This window comes from Nocardioides sp. GCM10027114, assembly GCF_042659625.1.
Lineage (GTDB): Bacteria > Actinomycetota > Actinomycetes > Propionibacteriales > Nocardioidaceae > Nocardioides.
Window position 1 is genome coordinate 22,558 of record NZ_JBHSSS010000010.1, and the last position, 21,997, is coordinate 44,554.

Here is a 21,997-nt window from a genome sequence, read left to right on the forward strand (position 1 = left end):
GGCATGACCTCCTCCTCGACGAGCCCCGGCTCCCGGATGGGCTCCGGCGTCTTCGACTCCCGACAGCGGGTGGGTCCGCTGCCGGCGCGCCCCGAGTTCCTGACGCTCGGTGGCAACCTGCTGCCGGTCGCGGGGGCGGCGCGGCTCTACGTCTGCGGCATCACCCCCTACGACGTGACCCACCTCGGGCACGCCGCGACGTTCGTGTGGGCCGACGTGCTCGCCTCGGTGCTCCACGCGGGCGGGCCGGCCGTCCACGTCTGCCGCAACGTCACCGACGTCGACGACGTGCTGCTCGACGCCGCCCGGGACCGCGGCTGGTACTACGACGAGTTCGCCCTCGAGCAGGAGGCGCTCTTCGACCAGAGCATGCGGGCACTGCGGGTGGCGACCCCCGAGGCCCGGCCGCGGGCCCGGCACCACGTCGACGCCGTGCAGCAGCTCGGCCAGGCGCTCCTCGACAGCGGCGCGGCGTACGAGCGCGGCGGCGCGGTCTGGTTCCGCGGTGAGGCGGTGGCCGCGGCGAGCGGTCTCGACCGCGAGCAGGCCCTCGACCTGTCGCGCTCCTACGGCGACCACCCGGAGCACGCCGAGAAGGACGAGCCCTTCGACGTCGCGGTGTGGCGGCCGTCGGAGGGCGACGAGCCTGCGTGGCCCAGCCCGTGGGGCTGGGGCCGCCCGGGCTGGCACGCCGAGTGCGCGGCGATGGCGTTGGCGACCCACGGCGCATCGGTCGACGTGCTGGTCGGCGGGGAGGACCTCGTCTTCCCCCACCACGCCTACCAGGTCGCGATGGTCGAGGCGGTGACCGGCGTTGCACCGTTCGCCCGCTTCCAGCTCCACGTCGGCGAGGTGCGGCTCGGCGGGCAGAAGATGGCCAAGTCCACCGGCAACCTCGTCCTCGTCGACGAGGTGCTGTCCGGCTGCACGCCGGCGGCGGTGCGGCTGATGCTCGTCAACCGGCGCTACGACGAGCCGTGGGACTACGACCCGGGGATGCTGCCCCAGGCGGAGGCCGCCCTCGAGCGGCTGTACGCCGCCGCGGCCACGTCGGCGGCGCCCGCCCAGGACCCGGACGCGGCGGTGCGGCTGCTGCGCGAGGACCTCGACGTGCCCGCGGCGCTGGCGCGCGCCGAGGCGGAGGGCGGCGAGGTCGCCCGCCGACTGATGACGGTGCTGCGGCTGTCCTGACGGCCCGGCAGCCGGCCGCGGCCGGTCAGCGGGCGGCCGGGTCGGGGCGGTCGACCAGCCGGCGCAGCCCGTCCCGGTCGAGGACCGCGATGCGGCCCCGGCCGAGCGAGATGAGGCCCTGCTCGGCCAGGTCGCCGAGCACCTTGGTGGCGGTCTCCCGCGACGTGCCGGCCAGCGACGCGAGCTGCTCGTGGGTCACCCGCACGACCGGGCTCCGGACCAGCGTGCGCTCGCGAGAGAGGGTCACCAGGGCGTCGGCCACCCGCTGCGCGACGGTCTTGAACACCACGTCGGAGAGCCGCTGCTCGAGCTCGGCGAGCCGACGGCCGAGGATCTCGGAGATCCGGGTGGCGATGCGCGGGTCGCCGAGCAGCAGCCGCTGCACGTCCCGTCGGCCCATCACGCACACCACGGTCTCGTCGAGCGCCTCGGCGAAGTTGTCGTGCATCAGCTGGCCGACGACGACCATCTCGCCGAAGATCGTGCCCGGCTCGAGGATCGCGGTGGTCAGCGCGCGGCCGTCGGCGGAGAGCCGGAAGATCCGGACCCGCCCGCGCTTGAGGATGAAGAGCGTCTCGGTCTGCTGCTGCGGGGTGTAGAGCAGGGCGCCCGCGGGGTAGGTCCGCATCGGGGCCGCCTCGGCCATCCGCTCCATCTCGTCGTCGCTGAGGTCGGCGAAGATGTCCACCTCGGAGAGGCACCAGGTGCGTTCCGGGTCGAGCGACATGCGTTCCCTCCGCCTCTCGTCCTCGCGGCACGCGGGCGACCACGGCCGGAACGTCGCGGGCGCCAGCGACTCGGCGCTGGCGACGAAGTCGCAACGTGCTGGTCCGGCCATCGTGGCAGTGGGCTGCATGCGAGACAACCTGCGCAACAACTGGGCGACAAAACGGTGCGGAGCGAGCCCGCAGCCCCACCGTAGGGCGGTCCCCGCGCGCGTCTCGGTGAGCGCGCTCACAGAGCGGCCTTCCGGGGCCGGGGGAGGATGGCGGCATGGCCGGCACCGGGACCCGCGGCGTCCGGCACCGGGAGGGACCGGTGCAGGAGCGCCCGCTCGGCGTGTGGCGGATCGGCCTGGTCGGCGGCCTCACCGGCATCCTCTGCTGCGTCGGGCCGACCGTGCTCGCACTGCTCGGCATCGTCTCGGCGGGCACGGCGGTCGCCTGGGCCACCGACCTGTACGACGACTACCAGTGGTGGTTCCGCCTCGCCGGGCTGCTGGTGATGGCGCTGCTCGTGTGGGTGGCGCTGCGCCGCCGCCAGATCTGCTCGATCCAGGGCGTCCGCAGCGTCCGCTACCGGCTGCTGACGATCCTGGGGATCGCCGTCGTCACCTACGTCGCGCTCTACGCCCTCACCACCTGGCTGGGCACCTTCGCCTGAGGGCATTCGGCCGCTGACGAGCCGGTGGTCAGCCCCTGACGAGCTCGGTCTCGGGCTGGAAGAGCACCCAGGTGAACCAGAAGGTGTCGAGGTGCTCGACGGCCTGCAGACGCTTGCCCTCGAGCGGGCCGGACGTGGCCTTGCCGAGGATGCTCCAGGTCGACCCGGTCGTGGTGTCGACGATCTGGCCGTCGGTGCGGGTGAACTCCAGGTCCTGGCCGCCGGCGCGGGGCCGGAAGGCGGCGACGGTGCCGACCTCCTTGCCGTCGGCGATCTGCTCGGTGTCCAGCGCGGAGGCCTGGCCCTGTGCGTGGAAGAGGACCACGTCGCTGTCGCCGACCGTCACCGGCACCACGCCGCGGTCGGCGAGGTGCTCGCGGTCCACCGCCACCGACTCGCCGTCGACGCTGACGCCGACGACGCGCGCCTTCACGGCGAGCCGGTCGTCGGGGTCCTCGGGCAGCGGGAAGAACGGGCCGCTGTCGGGGTCGTCGTACTCGCGGTAGGGGTTGCGGCCGTAGTCGCGGTCGTGGCCGGTGTCGCGGGTGAGCACCTTCGCGTCCGGGTGCTCGGCGAGGAACTGGTCCCAGCCGACGATGCCCATCGGGATCGACTCGAGCTCCTCGCCGGTGAGGTGGCCGACGGAGGCCTTGCCGGTGAGCTGCGGCCACAGCGACTCGGTGAGCCGGTCGTACATGACGAGGTTGTCGATGTAGAGCTTCCCGGACACCCCGAACGTGGTCTCCTGCCCGTCGACGGTGCGCTCGAACGCGACGCCGGAGTTGCACAGCGGGCAGTAGGTGACAGCGACCGGGACGCCGTCGACGGTATCGTTGACGATCTCGTGCCAGGTCAGGATCCGGACCGGGTAGGCCCGCGTCTCGTCGCCGACGGTGAGGCTCAGCACCGGCTCCCGGCCGTCGAGCCAGTCGACCTCGGAGGCCCGCTGGAACTGGGGGTCGTCGATCGAGGGGATCCCGTCGGGCGGCGGGCCGCCGGAGAGCAGGTCGTCGAGGTCGATGAGGGGCTCGGGGAACGACTCGTGGTCGACGTCGTCGAGGGCCGACACGATGTCGTCGGGCTCCGCGCCGGCCCCGGAGGTCTCGGACGAAGAGCCGTTGCCACCCTCGGTGGCGGCGCCGCTGTCGATGTCGCCGGAGCAGGCGGTCAGCACCAGCAACCCCGCCAGTGCCGCGGCGGCTCCCCGCAGTCGGATCCTCATGCCCTGCTCCTCTCCTCCGGCGAGCCGGTGCTCGGCTCGTCGGCTGGCTCACGAGTGCGCCGCCGCAGCCGGGACCCCGCCACCGTGACCAGCACCAGGCCGGCGCAGACCGCCAGCCAGGTCCACGCGCCGACGCCCGCGACCGTCTCGGAGAGCCAGCGCTGCAGTGACGCGGCGGCGTCGATGACGGGGTCGGCGGTCTCGCCACCCCGGAGCACGCGAAGCTCCCACCAGCCGTAGTAGGCGACGTACGCGCCGGCGACGGCGAGCAGCCCGCCCGCCGCCCGCGGCGCCCACTGGCCGGCGCGTCGCAGCCGGCCGACCGTGGAGGTCGAGGCCAGCGCGACGGCGACCGCGAGGGTGCCGACCACGAGACCCATCCCGGCCGCGTAGGCGAGGAAGAGTGCGAGGCCCTCGATGACCGACCCGGTGCGGAACCCGCCGACCACGACGGCGAGGAACGGCGCCACGGTGCAGGACAGTGACGCCACGGCGTAGCCGGCGCCGAAGCCGGCCATCGAGGGCACGGAGGTGGACAGCGGCCGGGCGGTGCCGGTGCGGCCCCGGCGGCCGAGCCGTCCCGGGAGCCGGGGGAGGCGGACGTCGCGACCGGCCGCCAGCCAGAGCCCCATCAGCAGCAGCGTGAGTCCGAAGACGACGGTGAACCAGGGCAGGTGCTCCTGGACGCCGGCGGCGACCGGGGCGATGGCGAGCCCGAACAGCGCGAAGACGCCCGCGAACCCGGTGGTCATCGCGGCGGTCAGCAGCAGCGCGCGCCCCACCCGGGCGGGTCGGGACCGGTGCTGCTCGCCGGCGACCAGCATCGACACGTAGGCCGGCAGCAGCGCGAAGCCGCACGGGTTGACCGCCGCGAGCATGCCCGCCCCGAGGGCGACGGCGAGCAGGCCCTCGTTCACGGGTCAGCCCGCCAGTGCGTCGACGATGGAGGCGAGCTCGGGGTCGTCGAGGAAGCCGGAGGCGCGCTCGCGGCCCTCCGCGTCGAGGACGAGGTAGGTGCTCTGGCCAGTCACGCCGAAGTGGCGCCACACGTCGCCCCGCGGGTCCGACAGCAGAGTGACGTCGTCGCCGACCTCGGCCGCGAAGCCCGCGATCGCCTCGGGGTCGTCGAGGGCGCCGACGCCGACCACGTTGACCGCGTCGCCGTGCTCGGCCGCCAGCTCGCTCACGCCGTCGATCTGGGCGCGGCAGGTGGGGCACCACGGCGCCCAGAACCACAGCACCGCCGGCTTGCCCTCGAGGGAGGCTCCGTCGAACGGCTCGCCCGCCACGGTGTCCGCGGCGAAGTCCACCGAGCGGACCTCGCCGGCAGGGGGCGCCTCGGCCGCGGAGGCCCGGCCGTCCTGGCTGCCCTGGCCGGACTGCCCGGACGGGGCGTCGGTGGCCGTGCCACAGCCCGCGAGCACGAGGACGAGGAACGCTGCCACGGCAGTCAGGATCCGCATGCCTCCACGGTATGGGGGGCGCGAGGCGACCCTCGGTGAGCGCGCTCACACAACCCGTGACGACCCCATTACGACGATGATAATCGTTATCAAATACTGTCTGGGGCATGACGATCTCGGACCTCGCAACACCGGTGGCTCCTGCCGGTGGCCTCGACTCAGCACCTCTCGAGCTGGCGCCCCTCGAGCTGGCCCAGCGGCTCACCGACCTCGCCGACCTCCTCGGCGCGACCGACCTGCGCCCGGGCCCGGAGGTGGACCGTGCCTTCGGCGAGCTGGTGGGCCTGAGCCTGGCTCCTCACCACGGCGTCGTCCGGGCCGGCCAGGCCGCCGAGGTGATGCGGCTGCTGGGGCCGCGCGTGGCGGAGATCCGCGACCTGTGCGCCCGTGGCGAGACCGAGCTGGAGACCTGCTGGGCGCAGCGGATCCTCGCCGCGGCCGACCCGGTCGCGGAGCTCGACCGCTTCCCCTACCTCGGGAACTACCGCGCCCTCGTCGCGCTCGAGCTGGCCGCGGTCCGCGGGCTGGGCGAGGAGCCCCGGACGGCCGTCGTGGTCGGCTCCGGGCCGCTGCCGCTCACCGGCCTCGTCCTCGCCCGCGACCACGGCCTCGACGTCACCCTGGTCGACCGCGACGCGGACTCGCTCGCGCTGGGCGACCGGGTCGCGGCGGCGCTGGGCGTCCCCGGGGTCACCAGCCGGCTCGCGGACGTGTCCGGGGAGGTCCCGGGCCCCGCCCTCGCCGCGCTCGCCGGCGCCGACCTCGTGGTCCACGCCGCCCTGGTCGGCTCCGACGGCCTGCAGAAGCACCGGGCGCTGAGCCGGGTCGCCGAGGCGATGCGTCCCGGCGCCCACGTCGTCGTCCGCTCGGCGGCCGGGCTCCGCGAGCTGCTCTACGCGCCCGCCTCCGTGGACGACGTGGCCTGCCTGTCGCTGCAGCTCGAGCTCCACCCGCACCACGAGGTGGTGAACTCGGCGCTGGTCGCGCGTCGCGACGGGAGCGCCGCGTGACCACCGCCGCCCCCGCCAACCCGTCCGACCCGGCCCCACCCTCGCGGCGGCGGGTCCTCGGCCTCGCCGCAGCGGTCACGCCCCGCATCCGGCTGCTCGTCGGCACTCTGCTGGTCTTCAACGTCGGCTTCTACATGGTCGTGCCGTTCCTCGCCGTGCACCTGACCGGCGACCTCGGCGTCGCCGCCGGCGTCGTCGGCACCGTCCTCGGCCTGCGGATGCTCAGCCAGCAGGGCCTCTTCCTCGCCGGCGGGATCCTCGCCGACGCGCTCGGGGTCCGGGCCACGGTCCTCGCCGGCATCGCGCTCCGGGTGGCGTCCTTCCTGCTGCTCGGCACCGCGACCGAGCTGCCCTGGGTGATCGCCGGCGTGGTCGCCCTCGGGGTGGCCGGTGCCCTGTTCACCCCCGCCATCGACGCCCTCGTCGCCGAGGAGGCCGAGGCCACCGCGGAGCAGACCGGGGTCTCCCGCACCGAGGTCTTCGCCCTGCACTCGCTGGCCAGCCAGGCCGGCAGCCTGGTCGGTCCCGCGATCGGCGCGCTGCTGGTGCTCGGCGGCTTCACCACCTCCTGCCTCGTGGCCGCGGCCGTCTTCGCGGTGGTGTACTTCGTGCACTGGCGGGCGCTGCCCCGTCGGACTGCTGCGGTCGGCCGCGAGCGCCCGGACTGGGGACACGTCCTGGGCAACCGCAGGTTCCTGCTGTTCGCCGTCGCCTTCGCCGGCTACCTGGCGCTCTACAACCAGCTGTACCTCGCCGTGCCGCTGCAGCTCCTCCGCGACACCGGGAGCGGCGCCGGCGCCGGCTGGGTCTTCAGCGGCTGCGCGGTCCTCGTCCTGCTCGCCCAGCTCCGGATCACCGCCCGGGCCCGGCACCTGCGTGTCGACCGCGCCCTCGGCCTGGGGTTCGCGCTGATGGTCGCGGGAGGCGTGGCCGCCGCCGCCCTGGCGGCGCCCGGCGCCCCGTGGTCGGGCTGGGCGTCGGTCGTGGCGTTCGCCGGCCTCGTGACCCTGGGCCAGATGGTGCTGCTCCCGGCGTCCCGCGACGCGGTCGCGCGGCTCGCGGGCGAGCGGATGCTCGCCACGCACTACGGCCTGGTCTCGACCGTCGGTGGCGTGGGCGTGCTGCTGGTCAGCGTCGCCACGGGCGCCGCCTTCGACACCGGGGACCCCGTCCTGCCCTGGCTGCTGCTCGCCGTCGTCGCCGCTGCGTCGGGCCTCGGCACCGCAGCCGTCCTGCGGGGTGGCCTGCCCGATCCCAGGCCGGCCCCCGTACCCGCCGTCGGCTCCTGACGGCTGACCCTTCCCTCCACGAGAAAGAGAGAGCATGACCCCCATCTCCCCACGCCAGGCCGGTCGCCGGCCCGGGGTGCGCGTCACCCTCGCGACGTTGCTCGGCCTCGTCGCCGGGTCCACCAGCGGCTGCTTCGCCGCCGCCCAGGAGGGCGCCGGCCCGGGCTCCGGGGCCGGCGGCACCCTGCGGCTCGCACTGCCGTGGGCACCCGCCGCCGCCTACTCGCCGTACAGCGACGACGGCGTCCTGCTCTCCCGGCTCGGCGCCACGGAGTCGCTGACCCGGCTGGACGAGTCCGGCGCCCCGGCGCCCGTGCTCGCGGAGTCGTGGGAGCAGGTCGACGCCCGCACCTGGCGCTTCGAGCTGCGCCCCGGCGTCGCCTTCCAGGACGGGACGACGCTGACCGCCGAGGACGTCGTCCGCTCGCTGGACGCCGCCGCGGCCGCGACCCCGGTGCCGAGCGAGATCAGCAGCGTCGAGCTCACCACCACGGCCGTCGACGAGGACACCGTCGAGATCGTCACCTCGGTGGCGGACCCCGTGCTCCCGCAGCGCCTCTCCTCGCCGAACCTGCCGGTCCTCGCCGCCGCCGCCTTCGACGGCAAGGACGTCGAGGCCGCCCGCCACGGCACCGGCCCGTTCGCGGTGACCGCGACCCGCGGTGCCCAGGGCGCCACGCTCGAGGCGCACGACGCCTACTGGGACGGCGAGCCGGCCCTGGACGGGCTGGAGGTCCGCTACACGCCGGACGCCGCCGCCCGGGTCGCGGCCTTCGAGGCCGGCGAGGTCGACGTCGCGCACACCGTGGCTGCCGCGGACGTCGCCGGCCTCGGGGGTGAGCTGCTCGAGATGCCGCTGCCGCGCAGCGTGCTCGTCTACCTGAACAGCAACCGCGAGGCCCTCGACGAGCCGGGCGAGCGCGCGTTCGTCGCGGACGCCGTCGACCAGGAGCTGCTCGCCGGGACCGTCTTCGAGGACCACGCGGACCCCGCCACCGGCCTCTTCGGCCCGGCCACGCCGTGGGCGCAGTCGCGGCCGGCGCTGCCGGAGCCCGAGGCCTCCGTCAAGCCCGACGAGACGGTCCGGATCGCGACCTATACCGAGCGGCCCGAGCTCGCGCCCGTCGCCGACGCCGTCGCCGCGGAGCTGCGGGAGGCGGGCGTGGAGGTCGAGCAGGTCGTGCGCCCCTACACCGGTCTCGAGCCGGCGCTGCTCGCCGGCGAGTTCGACGTGGTCGTCGGCAGCCGGTCGTACGCCGTCGACACCGGCGAGCCGGTCGACTACCTGCTGAGCGACTTCGGCTGCCGCGGCAGCTACAACCTCGCCCACCTGTGCGACCGCGACGTCGAGAAGGTGCTCGAGGACCTGCAGGGCCAGCCCGACATCGAGTCGCGGCGCGAGGCCGTGCTCGCGGCCGAGCACGCGGTGCTCGCGACCGGTGCGGTCGTCCCGGTGGTCCACGAGCGGGCGCGCCACGCCGTGTCCGACTCCGTGAGCGGCCTCGCCACGGACCCGTTCGAGCGGCTGCTCGTGACCGCGGGGACCAGTCTGCGATGACGGGGACGTGCGGGCCCGCTCGGAGACCGGCGTGAGCCGGCCGGCCGACAGGGTGGTTGGTCGGCTGGTCGGTCGGCTGGTCGGCCGGCTGGTCGGTCGGCTGGGGCTGCTCGCCGCCTTGGTGGCGGCCCCGGTCGTCGTCGGCGCGCTCGTGAGCCTGCTGCCGTGGGCGGCGGGCCGGGACCCGGCGCTGGCGATCCTGCGGGCCCGCACGTTCGAGCGTGACCCCGACCCGGCGACGCTCGCCGCGCTGCGCGACGAGCTCGGGCTGCCGGGCGGGCCGGCCGAGGCCGCCACGCAGTGGGTCTCGGGCCTGCTGCGCGGCGACCTCGGCAGCTCCTGGGTGAGCGGCGAGGCGGTGGCACCGGCGGTGGTCGGGGCGCTCAGCGTGAGCGCGACGCTGGCGCTCGCCGCCGCGGCCGTGGCGACCGCCGTCGCCGTGCTGCTGACGCTGCTCTCGCTCAGCCGTCCCGGGGCCGGCGGGGCCGCCGACCCCGCCCGGCAGGGCCTCGCCTCCGGTGTCGCCCACGGCATCGCGGCGCTGCCCGAGCTGCTGGTCGCCGCGGCGCTGCTGTGGTGGGCGGCCCGCGGCCCGGCGTGGCCGCACACCACCGGCTGGGAGGGTCCGGACGACCTGGTGCTGCCGTCGCTCGCCGCCGGGCTGCCGCTCGGCGGCGTGCTCGCGGTGGTGATGCAGGCCAGCGTCCGGGACACCCTGCGCGAGCCGTGGGTGCGGACCTGGGTGGCCGGCGGCCGGTCACCCCGGGCGCTGCGGGCTGCCGTCCTCCGGCGAGCGCTCGCCGTGTCGGCCCCGCTGCTGGGCCTCGTCGTCGCCGGTCTCGTGGGCGGGACCGTGCTCGTGGAGAACGTCTTCAGCATCCCGGGGCTGGGTCGGCTGGCGCTGTCCGCGGTGCTGTCCGGCGACCTGCCTGTCGTCCAGGGAGCGCTCACCGTCGTGCTGCTGGCCGGGCTCGCTGCGGGTCTGGTCGGGCTGCGCGCCCAGCGGGTGCTGAGGCCCGGGGACGGCGCCGCGGCCGGCGTCGGCCCCGCCCGGGACCACGCCCACGGGTGGGCCGGGTGGATCGCGCCGCTCGCCGCGGCCGGGCTCGGGCTGCTGCTCGTGGCCGGCCTGCCGCGCGACCCGGCGCGGGTGTCGCTGGCCGACCGGCTGCAGGGTCCGTCGCGGAGGCACCCGCTGGGCACCGACCACCTCGGTCGCGACGTGCTCGCCCGTGCTGCGCACGGCGCCGTGGAGACGCTGCTCCCGGCCCTGGCCGTCACGGTGGTCGCCGTCCTGCTCGGGCTGCTCGTGGCGGCCCTCGGCAGCGGCGGCATGCCGTTCCTCGGCCTCGTCGGCAACGCGCTCCCGGCCGTGGTGGTCGGCCTGCTCGTGGCAGCCGCCGCCGGACCCGGCGCCGGGACCGCCCTGGTCGCCGTCGCCGTGGTCGCCTGGGTCCCGCTCGCCGTGCACGGCAGGTCCCTGCTGGCCGAGGCCCGGGGCAGCGGCCACGTCGAGGCCGCCAGGGTCATGGGCATGGGGCCCCTCCGGCTGTTCTGGCGCGAGCTCCTCCCGGGCGTCGTGGGACCGGTGGTGCGCCACGCGGTCGCCCGGTTCCCGCACACCGGCCTCGCCCTGACCGCGCTGGCCTTCCTCGGCCTCGGCCCGGCGCCGCCCTCGGCGCAGTGGGGACTGCTCCTGCACGACGGGCTCCCGCACGTCGACCGGGCGCCGCTCGCCGTGCTGGTGCCGGCCGCCGGCCTGCTGCTGGTCGGCCTCGCGTCGGCAGGGGCCGCCGACCTCGGCGGCTCGTGGGCGGCAGCGGTGCGGCGTCGCACCCGGGCCCGTCGCGGGCGGGACCTGCTCCCCGGAGCGGGCAGCCGCCCGCCCGCCACGCCGCCCTTCACCCCGGCCGGCACGAAGGGGAGTCGCTCGGTGAGCGCGCTCACACACGGTGACCGGGTGCCGGTCTAGGGTCGCAAGCAGACCCGAGGAGGCCCCATGACCGGCCCGCGCCCGCTCGTACGCCAGCGCCTGCGCCGGGTCCTCGATGCCGTCCGGGGCGCGGAGCGCGCCACCCGGCTGGCCGACCCCGAGACCCGGGAGGCGCTGCGGCGACGCTGGGAGGGGCTTCCGGAGCGGGCCCGCACGCCGGCGCAGGTGCTCGGCCGCGCCGCGATCGGGTGCGAGGGGACCCACGGCGTCTTCCCGCGCTGCAACCTGACGTGCAAGCCCTGCTACCACTCCGCCGACGCCAACCACGTCCGCGTCGACGGCCCCCATACCCTGCGCGAGGTCGCGACGCAGATGGCCTACCTGCGCCGGGTGCGGGGCCCGGGGGCGCACGCCCAGCTCATCGGCGGGGAGGTTTCGCTGCTCGACCCCGACACCCACGCCGAGGCGCTGCTGCTGATGCGGGCGGCGGGCCGTGAGCCGATGTCGATGACCCACGGCGACTTCGACCCGGCGTACCTCGAGGCGGTCGTGACCGGGCCGGACGGCCGGCTGCGGCTGCCGCGGGTCTCCTTCGCCGCGCACGTCGACTCGCTGATGCGGGGACGGCGCGGGGCGGTGCGGCCGCGGTCGGAGGCCGAGCTCGACGGCCACCGGCGCGCGTTCGTCCAGATGTTCCGCGATCTCGCGGCGCGGACCGGCCTGCGCTCCTACCTCGCCCACAACATGACCGTCACCGCCGACAACCTCCCCGAGGTCGCCCACGTCGCCCGGACCGTGAGCCGGATGGGCTACCAGATGATGTCGTTCCAGCCGGCCGCGCTCATCGGGGACGACCGCCGCTGGCCGGGCGGCCACCGGCACCTGACCGTCGACGACGTGTGGGCGGAGATCGAGCGAGGCCTCGGCCAGCCGCTGCCCTGGCAGGCGCTGCAGTTCGGCGACCCGCGCTGCAACCGCACCGCGTTCGGCTTCCTCGTGGGGGAGCGCTACGTGCCGCTCCTCGACCCCGGCTCGGCGCGCGACCTCGCGGCCCGCGACCTCTACATGCGGCGCTACGGCGCCCTCGACCTCGACGCCAACCGGCCGGGCCTGGTGGCGGCGCGGCTGGTGCGCGCCACGCTCCGCCGGCCCCGGCACGGCGCGGCCGGCCTCGCCTGGGCGGGCCGCGCCGTCCGCCGGTCCGGCGGCCCCGCCCACCTCGCGTGGAGCCTGGCCACCGGCCGGGTGCGTGCCCTCACCGTCGTCGTCCACGCCTTCATGGACGCCGCCGTGGTCACGGCGGCGTACGAGGCCGGCGAGCGCGGGGAGGTGGCTGCCGACCCGGAGGTGCGTGCCGCCCAGGAGCGGCTCGCCGCGTGCAGCTACCACATGGCGCACCCCGGGACCGGCCGGCTGGTGCCGGCGTGCGTGCAGCACGGCGTGCTCGACCCCGGCGAGAACCGGCGGCTCGTGGTGGACCTGCCGATGCCCACCGTCCGGGACGGCGTACGTCAGCGGGCAGGCGTCACAGCAGGTCCTTGAGGGCGGCGTAGCCGCCCTCGGCGAGCCGGCGGCCCGACATCGTGCGGTAGTCGGCGCCGGCCTCGACGCCGAGGCCGTCGACCAGCCGGTTCATGAGGTTGAACAGCCCGCAGACCGCGACGGCGTCGTGCAGCGCCTGCTCGTCCCAGCCGTCCGCGAGCACCGCGGCCGCATCGGCCGGCGTCACCCGTGCGGGATCCCGCGTCACCGCGGCGACGTAGTGCAGCAGGCTGCGCAGCCCGGCCCGCGAGCCGGCCGCCTCGAGCGCCGCGTCGGGCACGGCGTCCGGGTCGGCGACGAGGGCACCCAGCAGCTCGGCCGGCACCCCGAACGACGCGGCGGTCTCGGTGTGCACGCCGTGGCAGTAGAGGCAGGCGTTGAGCCCGGAGACGTAGGCCGCGATGAGCTCGCGCTCGGCGACGGTGAGCGGCGACGGGCCGCGCATCACCGCCTCGTGGAAGTCGAGCAGCGGCCGCGACGCCGCCGGGAACGCCCGGAACACGTCGAGCAGGGTGCTGCCCGCGGGCAACGACGGCAGGTAGGTCACGGGGCGATCCTGCCTCCTCTCGCGGGCGGTTCAGTCGCCCAGGTCGCGGAGGGCGTCCTCGATGGCACGGTGGAAGGTCGGGTAGGCGTAGATCATCTGCCGCAGGTGGCTCACCGGCACCCGCCCGTGCACGGCGACCGAGAGCGCGCCGAGCACCTCGCCGCCGGCCGGGCCGGCCGACGTGGCACCCACCAGCAGGTCCGAGCCGCCGTCGACGACGAGCTTCACCAGCCCCTCGTTCCCGGCCTTGTGGATCCAGCCGCGGGCCGACGACGGCACCTGCGCGGTGCCGGTGCGCACGTCCAGGCCGCGGTCCCGGGCCTGCTGCTCGGTCAGCCCGACGGAGCCGACCTCGGGGTCGGTGAACGTCACGCGGGGGACCGCCGCGTAGTCGGCGGTGCGGCCGTCGCGGCCGAGGATGTCGGCGACGGCGACCGCCGCCTGGTACGTCGCGACGTGGGTGAAGGCGCCCCGGCCGGTGACGTCGCCGACGGCCCACACGCCGTCGCCGGCGCGCATCCGCTCGTCGGTGTCCAGCGCCCGGTCCGCCTCGAGGTCGACGGTGTCGAGGCCGAGGCCCGACACGTCCACGCGACGGCCGGTCGCGACGAGGAGCCGCTCGCCGGTGAACGTGCGGCCGTCCTCGAGCGTGACGGTGAAGCCGCTGTCGTCGTGGCTCACATGCGACGCGGCGGCGCGGGTCTCGATCGTGATGCCCTCGTCGCGGAGGACGCCGGTGACGAGCTCGGAGGCCTCCGGCTCCTCGGCGACCAGCAGCCGGTCCGCGGCCTCGAGGACGGTGACGTCGACGCCGAACCGGTGGAAGGCCTGCGCGAGCTCGAGGCCGATGGCGCCGCCGCCGAGCACGAGCATGGACGCGGGCAGCGTCTCGGCCTCGACGGCCTGCCGGTTCGTCCAGTACGGCGTGTCCGCGAGCCCGTCGACGGGCGGCACGGCCGGGACTGTGCCGGTGGCGACGACGACGCCGCGGGTGGCGGTCACGGTGACCCCGCCCTCCGGCCCGTCGACCTCGACCCGGCCGGGCCCGGCGAGCCGGCCACGGCCGCGGACGAAGTGGCCGCCCGCACCGGTGAACCGGTCGACGGCGACCTGGTCGTCCCAGTGGTCGGTGGCCTCCTCGCGGATCCGGCGGGCGACGGGTGACCAGTCGGGGTCGACGGTGGCGCTGCCGGCGAGGTCGCCGACCCGCCGGGTCTCGGCGATGGCATCGGCGGCGCGGACCATCATCTTGCTGGGGATGCAGCCCCAGTAGGGGCACTCGCCTCCCACGAGGCCGTCCTCGATGCCGACCACCGACAGGCCCGCGTCGAGCAGCTGTCCGGCGACGGCCTCGCCGCCGACACCCATGCCCACGACCACCACGTCGACGGAGTCCGGGACGCCGTTGTCGTGCTGCTGGTCCCGGGCCGGCTGCGTGCTCTCGCTCATCGCTCCACTCCCATCGTGTCGTGGTCGGGGTCGTCGCTGGTCGCGGGCTCCGGCGCCGCGGCCTCCGGCTGCCCCTGCTGCCCCCGCTGAACAGCACCCTCGGACGCCACCGCCCAGAGGCCGCGGCCGGACTCGACCACCACCCGCACCCGGTCGCCGGCGTGGACCGTCTCACCGACGTCGAGCTCGGCCTGGAGCCGGAGCCGGCGGCCGCCCGCGACCGGCGCCAGGTCGACGGTGGCGACCTCGCGGATCCCGGTGCGCGACACCCGGGCCACCTGCCCGGAGGCGACCAGCGCACCACCGTGCGGGCCGGGCTCCGGGTCGTCGACCAGCCGGACCTGCTCCCGGCGTACCAGCAGGGTCGCCGGACCCGCGACGTCGCAGCCGTCAGGCAGCCGCAGCTCGCCCCACGCCGAGCGGTGCCGGCCGCCCGCGGCGGTCCCGGGGAGCTCGTTGAAGCCGCCCACGAGTCGGGCGACGTCGAGCGTCCGGGGCCGCGCGTAGAGGTCCGCGACGGTGCCGACCTGCGCGACGCCCCCGCCGCCGACCACCGCGACCCGCTCGGCCAGCCCGGCCTCGTCGAGGTCGTGGGTGACCATCACGATCGTCGGCGCGAGCGCGGCGCGGACCTCGTCGAGCAGCTGGTGCATCGACTGACGCAGCCCGGGGTCGAGCGAGGCGAACGGCTCGTCGAGGAGCAGGATGTCGCGCTCGGTGGCCAGCGCGCGGGCCAGCGCGACCCGCTGCTGCTGGCCGCCGGACAGGTTGCGGACCCGCCGGCGCGCGAGAGCGCCCAGGTGGACGAGGTCGAGGTAGCGGGCGGCGGCCTCGCGGGCCTCGCGCCGGGGCCGGCCGCGGACCCGCTGCCCGAACGCCACGTTGTCGAGCACGTCGAGGTGCCGGAACAGGTGCGGCTGCTGGAACATCACGGTCAGCCCCCGCTCCTCGGGCGGCAGGTGACCGACCTCGCGGCCGTCGATCGAGACCGTCCCGGCCGTCGCCGGCTCGAGCCCGGCGGCGACCCGCAGCAGCGTCGTCTTGCCCGAGCCGGACGGGCCGACCACGGCGAGCATCTCGCCCTCGGGCACCCGGAGGTCGACGCCGGTGAGGGTGTCCCGGGCGGCGCCCGGGTAGCGGTGGGCGATCCCGCTCAGCTCGAGCGTGCTCATGGGCGGCCTCCGTATCGGTGGCGGACGAGGAGGACGGTGGCGACGGCGAGCGCCAGCGGCAGGGTCGAGGCGACCGCCAGCGCGGCGGTCGTCGGCTCGTTCCCGGCGCCGGCGGCGGCCGACCCGAGCAGGATCGGGGCTGTGACCAGCCGGCCGCCGCCGATCAGCAGCGTGACGACGTAGTCGCTCCAGCCGACGAGGAAGGCCAGCCCGGCCGCGGTCAGCAGGCCGGGCGCGACCGCCGGCAGCGTCGCCCGCCGTCGAGCCTGGCGCGCCGTCGCGCCCAGGGTGCGGGCCTGCTCCTCGAGCTGCGGGTCGAGCGCGGCGTACGCCGCCCCGAGGGTGTAGGCGGTGTACGGCACCGCCAGCGTCACCAGCACGAGCACGACGCCGACGAGCTCGGGGACGCCGAGGCGCAGCAGCACCACGTCGAGCCCCATCGCGACTGCGAAGGGCGGGAGGACCACCGGCGCCACGAGCACCCACGCGACCGGTCCCGGGTGGCGCAGCTCGCGCCAGCCGAGCGCGCGGCCGGCCATGGCGCCCAGCGGCGTCGCAATCGCGGCCACGACGAGGCCGAGGGCCGTGGAGCGGGCCAGCGCGCCGACGACGCCGGCGTCCGCGGCGGCGTCCCAGCCGCGGAGGCCCCAGTCCTGCGGGAGCACGGCGGGCGCGGACCAGCGGTCCGCGACGGCCCACACGACCAGCGGCACCACCGGCAGGAGCAGCCACAGCAGCACGACCGCCGACAGGCTGCGCGGTGCGCGGCCGGTGGGGGCGACCCGGGCGACCGGGGCGGTCACGGGACCGCTCCCGGCACAGCCGCGTCGACGTCGAGCCCGCCCCGGTGGCGGGCACGGTGCGCCAGCAGCAGGGCGAGGCCGGCGGCCAGCACGGCGATGCCCGCCGCCACGGTCGCCGCGGCGGCGGCCGCGGGCCGGGCCTCCAGATCCGTCGAGCCGAAGAGCCGGTAGGCCATCACCGGCAGCGGCTCGGGGTAGGCGCGGCCGAGCAGCCAGGCGACCTCGTAGGACCCGACCGTGTAGACGAACACGATCAGCGAGGCGGCGGCCGCCGGGACGGCGGCGCTGGGCAGGTAGACCCGCGACCACCGCTGCCAGGGCCCGGCGCCCAGCACCGAGGCGGTCTCGGTGCGCTCGCGCTGGCTGCGCGACAGCGCCGCGGCCACGACCAGCGCCACGAACGCCGACTCCTTCCACGCGAACTCCAGGACCGTCGCCACCGGCAGCGGGCCGGCCACGAGCCGCGGCCACGCGTCGCCCTCGACCGACAGCAGCCGCGACCCCAGTCCGGCGCCGGAGAGCCACTGCCCGACAGCGGCGGCCCCGACGAGGTGGGGGACGGCGACGACGGAGACCGCCGCGGCGCGGACCACCGTGCTGCCCCGTCCCTCCGCCAGCAGCGCGGTCCCCACGACCAGGCCGACCGCCGCCGCGAGCACGGTGGAGGCGGTCGCGATGAGCAGGGTCTCGCGGACGGCCGGCAGCAGGTCCGCGGAGGCGTCGACGTAGCCCGCCACCCCCGGCGTCGGCTGCCCGAAGAGCGGCATCAGGCCGACGCTGGTCGCGACCACGGCACCGAGGCCGGTGCCGGTGACGAGCAGCACCAGCAGCACCGCGGGGGTCGCCCGCCCCGGACGACGCGGTCGGGGCAGACGGCGGGCCACCATCAGGGAGAACGGGGTCACGTGCCCGCCCCGAGGACCTGGCGGCGCCACCCGTCGTCCAGTGGGCCGACCCAGGCCGAGGAGAGCTCCGGGTCGGCGCCGCGCGACAGCACGTCGTACGGCGGGACCACGGGCGACTCCGGGAGCCGGTCGAAGCGATCGCGGTCGGCGTCGGGCAGCAGGTCGAGGTCGAGGACCGTGAACTGCCCCCACATGTCGGGGTCGGCCTTGGCGGCCTGCTGCTCGGGGGAGAGCGCCAGGTCGGCGACCACCATCGCGCCGGGGGAGTCGGGGGAGGTCACCGGGATGCCGAGGAAGCTGGCGTTGCCGACCGTCCCCTCCTCCAGCTGCAGCACGCGCGTGGTGCGCGGGAACGTGCCGTCGGCGACGAGATCGGTGAGGGTCGCCGGGCCGTAGGTCATGGTCATGTCGACCTCCCCGTCGGCGAAGAGCCGGTCGAGCGAGCCGACGTCGCGCGGGTAGGTCTGCCCGCCGCGCCACAGCGACGGCTCGATGCCCTCGAGCGTCCGCCACAGGGCGGGGGTGAGCTCGTCGAACGCCGCCTGGTCGAACTCCGCCGGCACCTCGTCGGGGCCGCCGGAGACGGCGTACAGCAGCTGCCGGACGAAGACCGAGCCGGTGAAGTCGGGCGGCGCCGGGTAGGTGAAGCGACCGGGGTTCTCCTCGATCCAGTCGAGCAGGCCGTCGAACGTCGTCGGCGGGTCCGGCACCCGCTCGGCGTCGTACACCAGAGTGAACTGCGCCTTGTGCCACGGCGCCTCGCACCCGTCGACGGCGACGCCGAAGTCCTCGGTGACCAGCGGGTCGTCCTCGGCGACGTACTGCATGCTCGGCAGGTCGCCGGCCCAGCCGCAGAGCCACGCGTCGGCCTGCCGGCCGGTCGCGAAGTTGTCGCCGTTGACCCACACGAGGTCGACGTCGCCCTCGGTCTCGCCGGCGGCGCGCTCGGCGAGCATCCGGCGCAGCGCGTCGCGGGTGTCCGCGACCGGCACCCGGCGCAGGGTCACGCCCAGGTCGGCGGCCGCGGGCGCCAGCACGTCGTCGACGTAGGCGTTGCCGCGCTCGTCGCCACCCCACATCCACAGGTCGACGGTCTGTCCCTGCGCCTCGGCGAGCACCTCGTCCCACGGCCGGTCCTCCGGGGCGGAGGTGGTTGTCGCCGGCGCGGCGCACGCTGTCGCGAGCAGTGCCGCTGCGGTCGCCACGTAGGTTGCGGGGGTGGGACGACGCACGGGGCCTCCGGAGGGATCGAGGGACTCTGCTGGCGGCGCGGCGGCGACCGGCGCCCAGTCCGGGAACACGGCGACCGCCGCCGGGACTTCCCGGACCGTGGACGACCGCCCGTTGGACATCTTGTTGTTCGGCCCGTCGTTCGGCGCGGAGCAGGCCCACGGATTGCTACGGCCGGGAGGAGGCGACGGTGCTTGACGGCGTCCTGCGTCCGGTCATCAGCGGCCCCCTCGACCGGCTGGCCGCGCTGCTCGACCGTCGCTGGGTCAGCCCCGACGGGTTGACGGTGGCCGGGCTCGCCACCGGGCTCTGCAGCGCCGGCCTGGCCGCGGCGCAGTGGTGGGCCTGGGCGCTGGTGCTGTGGCTGGTCTCGCGCGTCCTCGACGGGCTCGACGGCACCCTTGCTCGTCGTCGGGCCCGCCGCCGGGCCCGCACCGGCCGCGGCGTCGCGAGCGAGGCCGGAGGCTTCCTCGACATCACCGCCGACTTCCTCGTCTACGGCGCCACCGTGGTGGGCGTGGCCGTGGGCGTGACGTCGGCCGGGTACGCCGGGTGGGCGCCGTTCGTCGCCGTGCTGCTGGCCTACTACGTCAACGGCACGGCGTTCCTGGCGTTCTCTTCGATCGCCGAGCGGACCGGCCACCGGATCGACGACGGCCGCTCGCTCAGCTTCCTCGGCGGCCTCGCCGAGGGCACCGAGACGGTGGCAGTCCACTCGCTGTGGCTGCTGCTGCCCGTGTGGGCCGGCGGCATCGCCTGGGTGTGGGCGGTCGTCGTCGGGATCAGCGCGCTGCAGCGGATGGTGGGCGGCTACCGGACCCTGCGGACGCCCGCGCGGCCGCCGGAGGCCGCTCCCTAGGACAGGTCACTGCGCCGGCCGACCCACCAGCGCCGGCCGGCGGCCAGGGCGCCGAGGGCACGACGGGTGGTGGGACGGGTGAGGCTGTCGCGCACGTCGGAGATCGCGGCGTTCCAGGCGCCGTCGTTCCACGTCGGGTAGGGGTGGATCACCCCGGCGAGGTCGCGGGTGCGCAGCCCCTGGCTGACCGCCAGCGTCAGCTCGCCGATCGTCTCCCCGGCCCGCGGCCCGACGACGGTCGCGCCGAGGACCCGGCCCCTCCTGTCGATCCGGATCCGCGTGTAGCCGCCGGTGCGGCCCTCCGCGACGGCCCGGTCCACGTGGTCGTGGTGCCAGGTGATCTCGCGCAGCGCGTCCCCGTCGCCGTCCGTGCCCCTCGGGCCACCCGAGCCACCCGGGTCGCTGACCCGGTCGACGCCGACCGCCGCCACCTCCGGGTCGGTGTAGGTGACCCGCGGGACCGCGGTGAGGTCGACCTTGCGAGCCACGCCGAGGACGGCGTTGCTGGCGGCGAGGCTGCCGTGCACGCCGGCCGTGTGGGTGAACTGCGGGTGGCCGGTCAGGTCGCCGGCCGCCGTGATGAGCGGGTTGGTGGTGCGCAGCCGGTCGTCGACCCGGACGAAGCCGCGCTCGTCGACCTCGACCCCCGCGGCCTCGAGCCCGAGGTCCGAGGTGCGCGGGCTGCGGCCCACGGCCACCAGCAGGTGGCTGAACGGGACGGTGCTGCCGTCGGCGAGCTGGAGGCAGCCGCCGGTCCCGGCCCCCGGGGCGTCGGGCACGACCTTGGTGACCTCGGCACCCACGACGACGTCGACCCCGTCGGCCTCGAGCGAGGCGGTGACGGCGCGGGCCGCGTCGGCCTCCTCCCGGGGCAGGAGGCGCGCCGCGCCCTCGACGACGGCCACGGTGTGGTCGGGGTCGTCGGGGCCGCCCAGCCGCGCGAAGGCCTGGCCGAGCTCGCAGCCGACGCTGCCGCCGCCGAGGACGACCAGCCGGGACGGGAGCTCGGTGAGGTCCCAGACGGTCTCGGTGGTGAGGTGGTCGACCTCGTGGAGACCCGGGATGGCGGGCACGGCGGGCGCGGCCCCGGTGGCGAGCAGCGCCTGGTGGAAGCGCACCTCGCGGTGGTCACGCTCGTGCGCACTGACGACGAGCCGGTGCCGGTCGAGGAAGCGGGCCTCGCCGCGCCACACGGTCACGCCCTCGTCCTCGAGCGCCTCCGGCGAGTCGACAGGGGCGATGTGCTCGATGGCGCCGCGCACGTGGCGCATCACCGCGCCGAAGTCGACCGACACGGCGTCGGTGCGGACGCCCAGGTGGGCGCTGCCGCGGGCCGTGGCAGCGGCGGAGGCCGCGGCGAGCAGCGACTTCGACGGGACGCAGCCGGTCCACAGGCAGTCGCCGCCGGTCCGCTCGCGCTCGACGAGCAGCACCCGTGCGCCGAGCCGGGCCGCGGTCTTGGCGCCGACGATCCCGGCGGTGCCGCCGCCGACGACCACGAGGTCCCAGGGGTCCCAGGTGTCCCTGCTCATCCGCGAGGCTCCTCGGTCAGGCCGTCGACGAACCGGCGCAGCCGGGCGACGGACGCCGGGTCCACGTCGGGGCGGCCCGACCACAGGGTCAGTGCGCGGTGGAGCGCGCGGTGCTCCCGCACCACCTGGCTGCACTTCACGCAGGTGGCCAGGTGCTCCTCCAGCCGGGCGACCTCGCCGGGGGTGAGGGGCGCGGCGGGGTCGCGGTCGAGGTAGCGCTGGATCCGTCGCGCGGACCAGTGGCACCTCAGCATCTGCCGCATCATGAGAGCCCTCCTCGGGACAGGTAGTGGGGGCCGAGCGCCTTGCGCACGCGCTCGCGGGCGCGGCTGAGCCTCGACATGACGGTGCCGACGGGGACGCCCATCACGGCGGCGGCCTCCGCGTAGCTCAGGTCGTGGACGTCGACCAGGACCAGCGCCTCGCGGAAGCGGGGGTCGAGCGCGTGGACCGCGGTGTGCAGCTCCTCGTCGAGCTCCTCGTCGAGGAAGGCCTGCTCGGCGCTGGGCAGCTCGGCCCCGCCGAACGCCGGCCTGGAGGAGCGCAGCACCTCCGCGTCCTCGACGACCACGGGCCGCTGCCGGCGGTGCAGGTTGGCGTTGGTGTTGCGCAGGATCGTGAGCAGCCAGGCGCGCGGGTGGCGGCCATCGAACCGGTGCAGGCCGCGGTACGCCCGCAGCAGCGCCTCCTGGACCAGGTCCTCGGCGTCGGCTGCGCTCGCGGTCAGGCTGTGGGCGACCCGCAGCATCACCTCGATCTCGGGCTCGACGAACTCACGGAACGAGTGGGCCCGGAGCTGCTCGGCCTGCTGGGCCTGCTCGTCCACCCCGTCCCGGCCGACCGGGCCGAGGCCGGGCTCGCCGGCCTCCCGAGGGCCTCGCGGTGCGCTCATGCCGGGGAAACCCCCTC

The 21,997-nt window shown here is 76.1% G+C and carries 21 protein-coding genes; 8 read left to right on the forward strand and 13 right to left on the reverse strand.

Features of this window, described 5'->3' with window-relative positions:
* Nucleotides 1–3: 3 nt before the first annotated feature.
* Nucleotides 4–1,191: a cysteine--tRNA ligase gene (locus ACFP2E_RS05970; protein WP_378522588.1), complete on the forward strand. Its 1,188-nt coding sequence runs from the start codon at nt 4–6 to the stop codon at nt 1,189–1,191.
* Nucleotides 1,192–1,216: 25 nt separating this feature from the next.
* On the opposite strand, the gene ACFP2E_RS05975 is transcribed toward ACFP2E_RS05970, so the two are convergent.
* On the reverse strand, nt 1,217–2,047 hold the full coding sequence (locus tag ACFP2E_RS05975; protein ID WP_378522587.1) for a Crp/Fnr family transcriptional regulator: 831 nt from the start codon (nt 2,045–2,047) through the stop codon (nt 1,217–1,219).
* Between the two features lie 137 nt (nt 2,048–2,184).
* On the opposite strand from ACFP2E_RS05975, the gene ACFP2E_RS05980 reads away from it, so the two are divergent.
* The gene (locus tag ACFP2E_RS05980) at nt 2,185–2,574 is read left to right on the forward strand and encodes a hypothetical protein (RefSeq protein ID WP_378522586.1); all 390 of its coding nucleotides are present in this window, start codon (nt 2,185–2,187) and stop codon (nt 2,572–2,574) included.
* 28 nt (nt 2,575–2,602) lie between these two features.
* On the opposite strand, the gene ACFP2E_RS05985 is transcribed toward ACFP2E_RS05980, so the two are convergent.
* From ACFP2E_RS05985 to ACFP2E_RS05995, 3 genes are read right to left on the reverse strand one after another with little or no spacing between them, the layout of a single operon-like run.
* The gene (locus ACFP2E_RS05985) at nt 2,603–3,796 is read right to left on the reverse strand and encodes a DUF3179 domain-containing protein (RefSeq protein ID WP_378522585.1); all 1,194 of its coding nucleotides are present in this window, start codon (nt 3,794–3,796) and stop codon (nt 2,603–2,605) included.
* On the reverse strand, nt 3,793–4,713 hold the full coding sequence (locus ACFP2E_RS05990) for a cytochrome c biogenesis CcdA family protein (RefSeq protein ID WP_378522584.1): 921 nt from the start codon (nt 4,711–4,713) through the stop codon (nt 3,793–3,795). Before ACFP2E_RS05990 ends, ACFP2E_RS05985 begins: the two co-directional genes overlap by 4 nt.
* Before the next feature lie 3 nt (nt 4,714–4,716).
* Nucleotides 4,717–5,259 (reverse strand): TlpA family protein disulfide reductase, encoded by a 543-nt coding sequence (locus tag ACFP2E_RS05995; RefSeq protein ID WP_378522583.1) that lies wholly within the window; start codon nt 5,257–5,259, stop codon nt 4,717–4,719.
* 107 nt (nt 5,260–5,366) lie between these two features.
* Between ACFP2E_RS05995 and ACFP2E_RS06000 the strand changes: the two genes are divergently transcribed.
* From ACFP2E_RS06000 to ACFP2E_RS06020, 5 genes are read left to right on the forward strand one after another with little or no spacing between them, the layout of a single operon-like run.
* On the forward strand, nt 5,367–6,269 hold the full coding sequence (locus ACFP2E_RS06000; protein ID WP_378522582.1) for a nicotianamine synthase family protein: 903 nt from the start codon (nt 5,367–5,369) through the stop codon (nt 6,267–6,269).
* Nucleotides 6,266–7,558: an MFS transporter gene (locus ACFP2E_RS06005; RefSeq protein WP_378522581.1), complete on the forward strand. Its 1,293-nt coding sequence runs from the start codon at nt 6,266–6,268 to the stop codon at nt 7,556–7,558. The genes ACFP2E_RS06000 and ACFP2E_RS06005 overlap by 4 nt, the downstream gene beginning before the upstream one ends.
* Nucleotides 7,559–7,592: 34 nt before the next feature.
* The gene (locus ACFP2E_RS06010) at nt 7,593–9,116 is read left to right on the forward strand and encodes an ABC transporter substrate-binding protein (protein WP_378522580.1); all 1,524 of its coding nucleotides are present in this window, start codon (nt 7,593–7,595) and stop codon (nt 9,114–9,116) included.
* A gap of 31 nt (nt 9,117–9,147) precedes the next feature.
* Nucleotides 9,148–11,088, forward strand: coding sequence for an ABC transporter permease subunit (locus tag ACFP2E_RS06015; RefSeq protein WP_378522579.1), 1,941 nt, complete (start codon nt 9,148–9,150; stop codon nt 11,086–11,088).
* A 27-nt stretch (nt 11,089–11,115) separates the two neighbouring features.
* The gene (locus ACFP2E_RS06020; protein ID WP_378522578.1) at nt 11,116–12,591 is read left to right on the forward strand and encodes a radical SAM domain-containing protein; all 1,476 of its coding nucleotides are present in this window, start codon (nt 11,116–11,118) and stop codon (nt 12,589–12,591) included.
* Here ACFP2E_RS06020 and ACFP2E_RS06025 read toward each other — a convergent pair.
* From ACFP2E_RS06025 to ACFP2E_RS06050, 6 genes are read right to left on the reverse strand one after another with little or no spacing between them, the layout of a single operon-like run.
* Nucleotides 12,575–13,138, reverse strand: a complete 564-nt coding sequence (locus ACFP2E_RS06025; RefSeq protein WP_378522577.1) for a carboxymuconolactone decarboxylase family protein — start codon at nt 13,136–13,138, stop codon at nt 12,575–12,577. The genes ACFP2E_RS06020 and ACFP2E_RS06025 overlap by 17 nt on opposite strands.
* A 30-nt stretch (nt 13,139–13,168) precedes the next feature.
* Nucleotides 13,169–14,587, reverse strand: a complete 1,419-nt coding sequence (locus ACFP2E_RS06030) for a dihydrolipoyl dehydrogenase family protein (protein WP_378522576.1) — start codon at nt 14,585–14,587, stop codon at nt 13,169–13,171.
* Nucleotides 14,584–15,759, reverse strand: coding sequence for an ABC transporter ATP-binding protein (locus ACFP2E_RS06035; RefSeq protein WP_378522575.1), 1,176 nt, complete (start codon nt 15,757–15,759; stop codon nt 14,584–14,586). Before ACFP2E_RS06035 ends, ACFP2E_RS06030 begins: the two co-directional genes overlap by 4 nt.
* Nucleotides 15,756–16,562 carry an ABC transporter permease gene (locus tag ACFP2E_RS06040; protein WP_378522574.1) on the reverse strand — a complete coding sequence of 269 codons (807 nt, stop codon included), beginning with the start codon at nt 16,560–16,562 and terminating at the stop codon, nt 15,756–15,758. The genes ACFP2E_RS06035 and ACFP2E_RS06040 overlap by 4 nt, the downstream gene beginning before the upstream one ends.
* Nucleotides 16,559–17,467, reverse strand: coding sequence for an ABC transporter permease subunit (locus ACFP2E_RS06045; protein ID WP_378522573.1), 909 nt, complete (start codon nt 17,465–17,467; stop codon nt 16,559–16,561). The genes ACFP2E_RS06040 and ACFP2E_RS06045 overlap by 4 nt, the downstream gene beginning before the upstream one ends.
* Nucleotides 17,464–18,672 carry an ABC transporter substrate-binding protein gene (locus ACFP2E_RS06050; RefSeq protein WP_378522572.1) on the reverse strand — a complete coding sequence of 403 codons (1,209 nt, stop codon included), beginning with the start codon at nt 18,670–18,672 and terminating at the stop codon, nt 17,464–17,466. The genes ACFP2E_RS06045 and ACFP2E_RS06050 overlap by 4 nt, the downstream gene beginning before the upstream one ends.
* A 215-nt stretch (nt 18,673–18,887) precedes the next feature.
* Between ACFP2E_RS06050 and ACFP2E_RS06055 the strand changes: the two genes are divergently transcribed.
* The gene (locus ACFP2E_RS06055) at nt 18,888–19,556 is read left to right on the forward strand and encodes a CDP-alcohol phosphatidyltransferase family protein (protein ID WP_378522571.1); all 669 of its coding nucleotides are present in this window, start codon (nt 18,888–18,890) and stop codon (nt 19,554–19,556) included.
* On the opposite strand, the gene ACFP2E_RS06060 is transcribed toward ACFP2E_RS06055, so the two are convergent.
* The 3 genes from ACFP2E_RS06060 to ACFP2E_RS06070 are packed head-to-tail and all read right to left on the reverse strand — an operon-like array spanning nt 19,553 to nt 21,980.
* Complete coding sequence (locus ACFP2E_RS06060; protein WP_378522570.1) at nt 19,553–21,088, reverse strand: dihydrolipoyl dehydrogenase family protein; 1,536 nt, start codon at nt 21,086–21,088, stop codon at nt 19,553–19,555. The genes ACFP2E_RS06055 and ACFP2E_RS06060 overlap by 4 nt on opposite strands.
* Complete coding sequence (locus ACFP2E_RS06065) at nt 21,085–21,354, reverse strand: zf-HC2 domain-containing protein (RefSeq protein WP_378522569.1); 270 nt, start codon at nt 21,352–21,354, stop codon at nt 21,085–21,087. Before ACFP2E_RS06065 ends, ACFP2E_RS06060 begins: the two co-directional genes overlap by 4 nt.
* Complete coding sequence (locus ACFP2E_RS06070; RefSeq protein ID WP_378522568.1) at nt 21,351–21,980, reverse strand: RNA polymerase sigma factor; 630 nt, start codon at nt 21,978–21,980, stop codon at nt 21,351–21,353. The genes ACFP2E_RS06065 and ACFP2E_RS06070 overlap by 4 nt, the downstream gene beginning before the upstream one ends.
* Nucleotides 21,981–21,997: the final 17 nt, after the last annotated feature.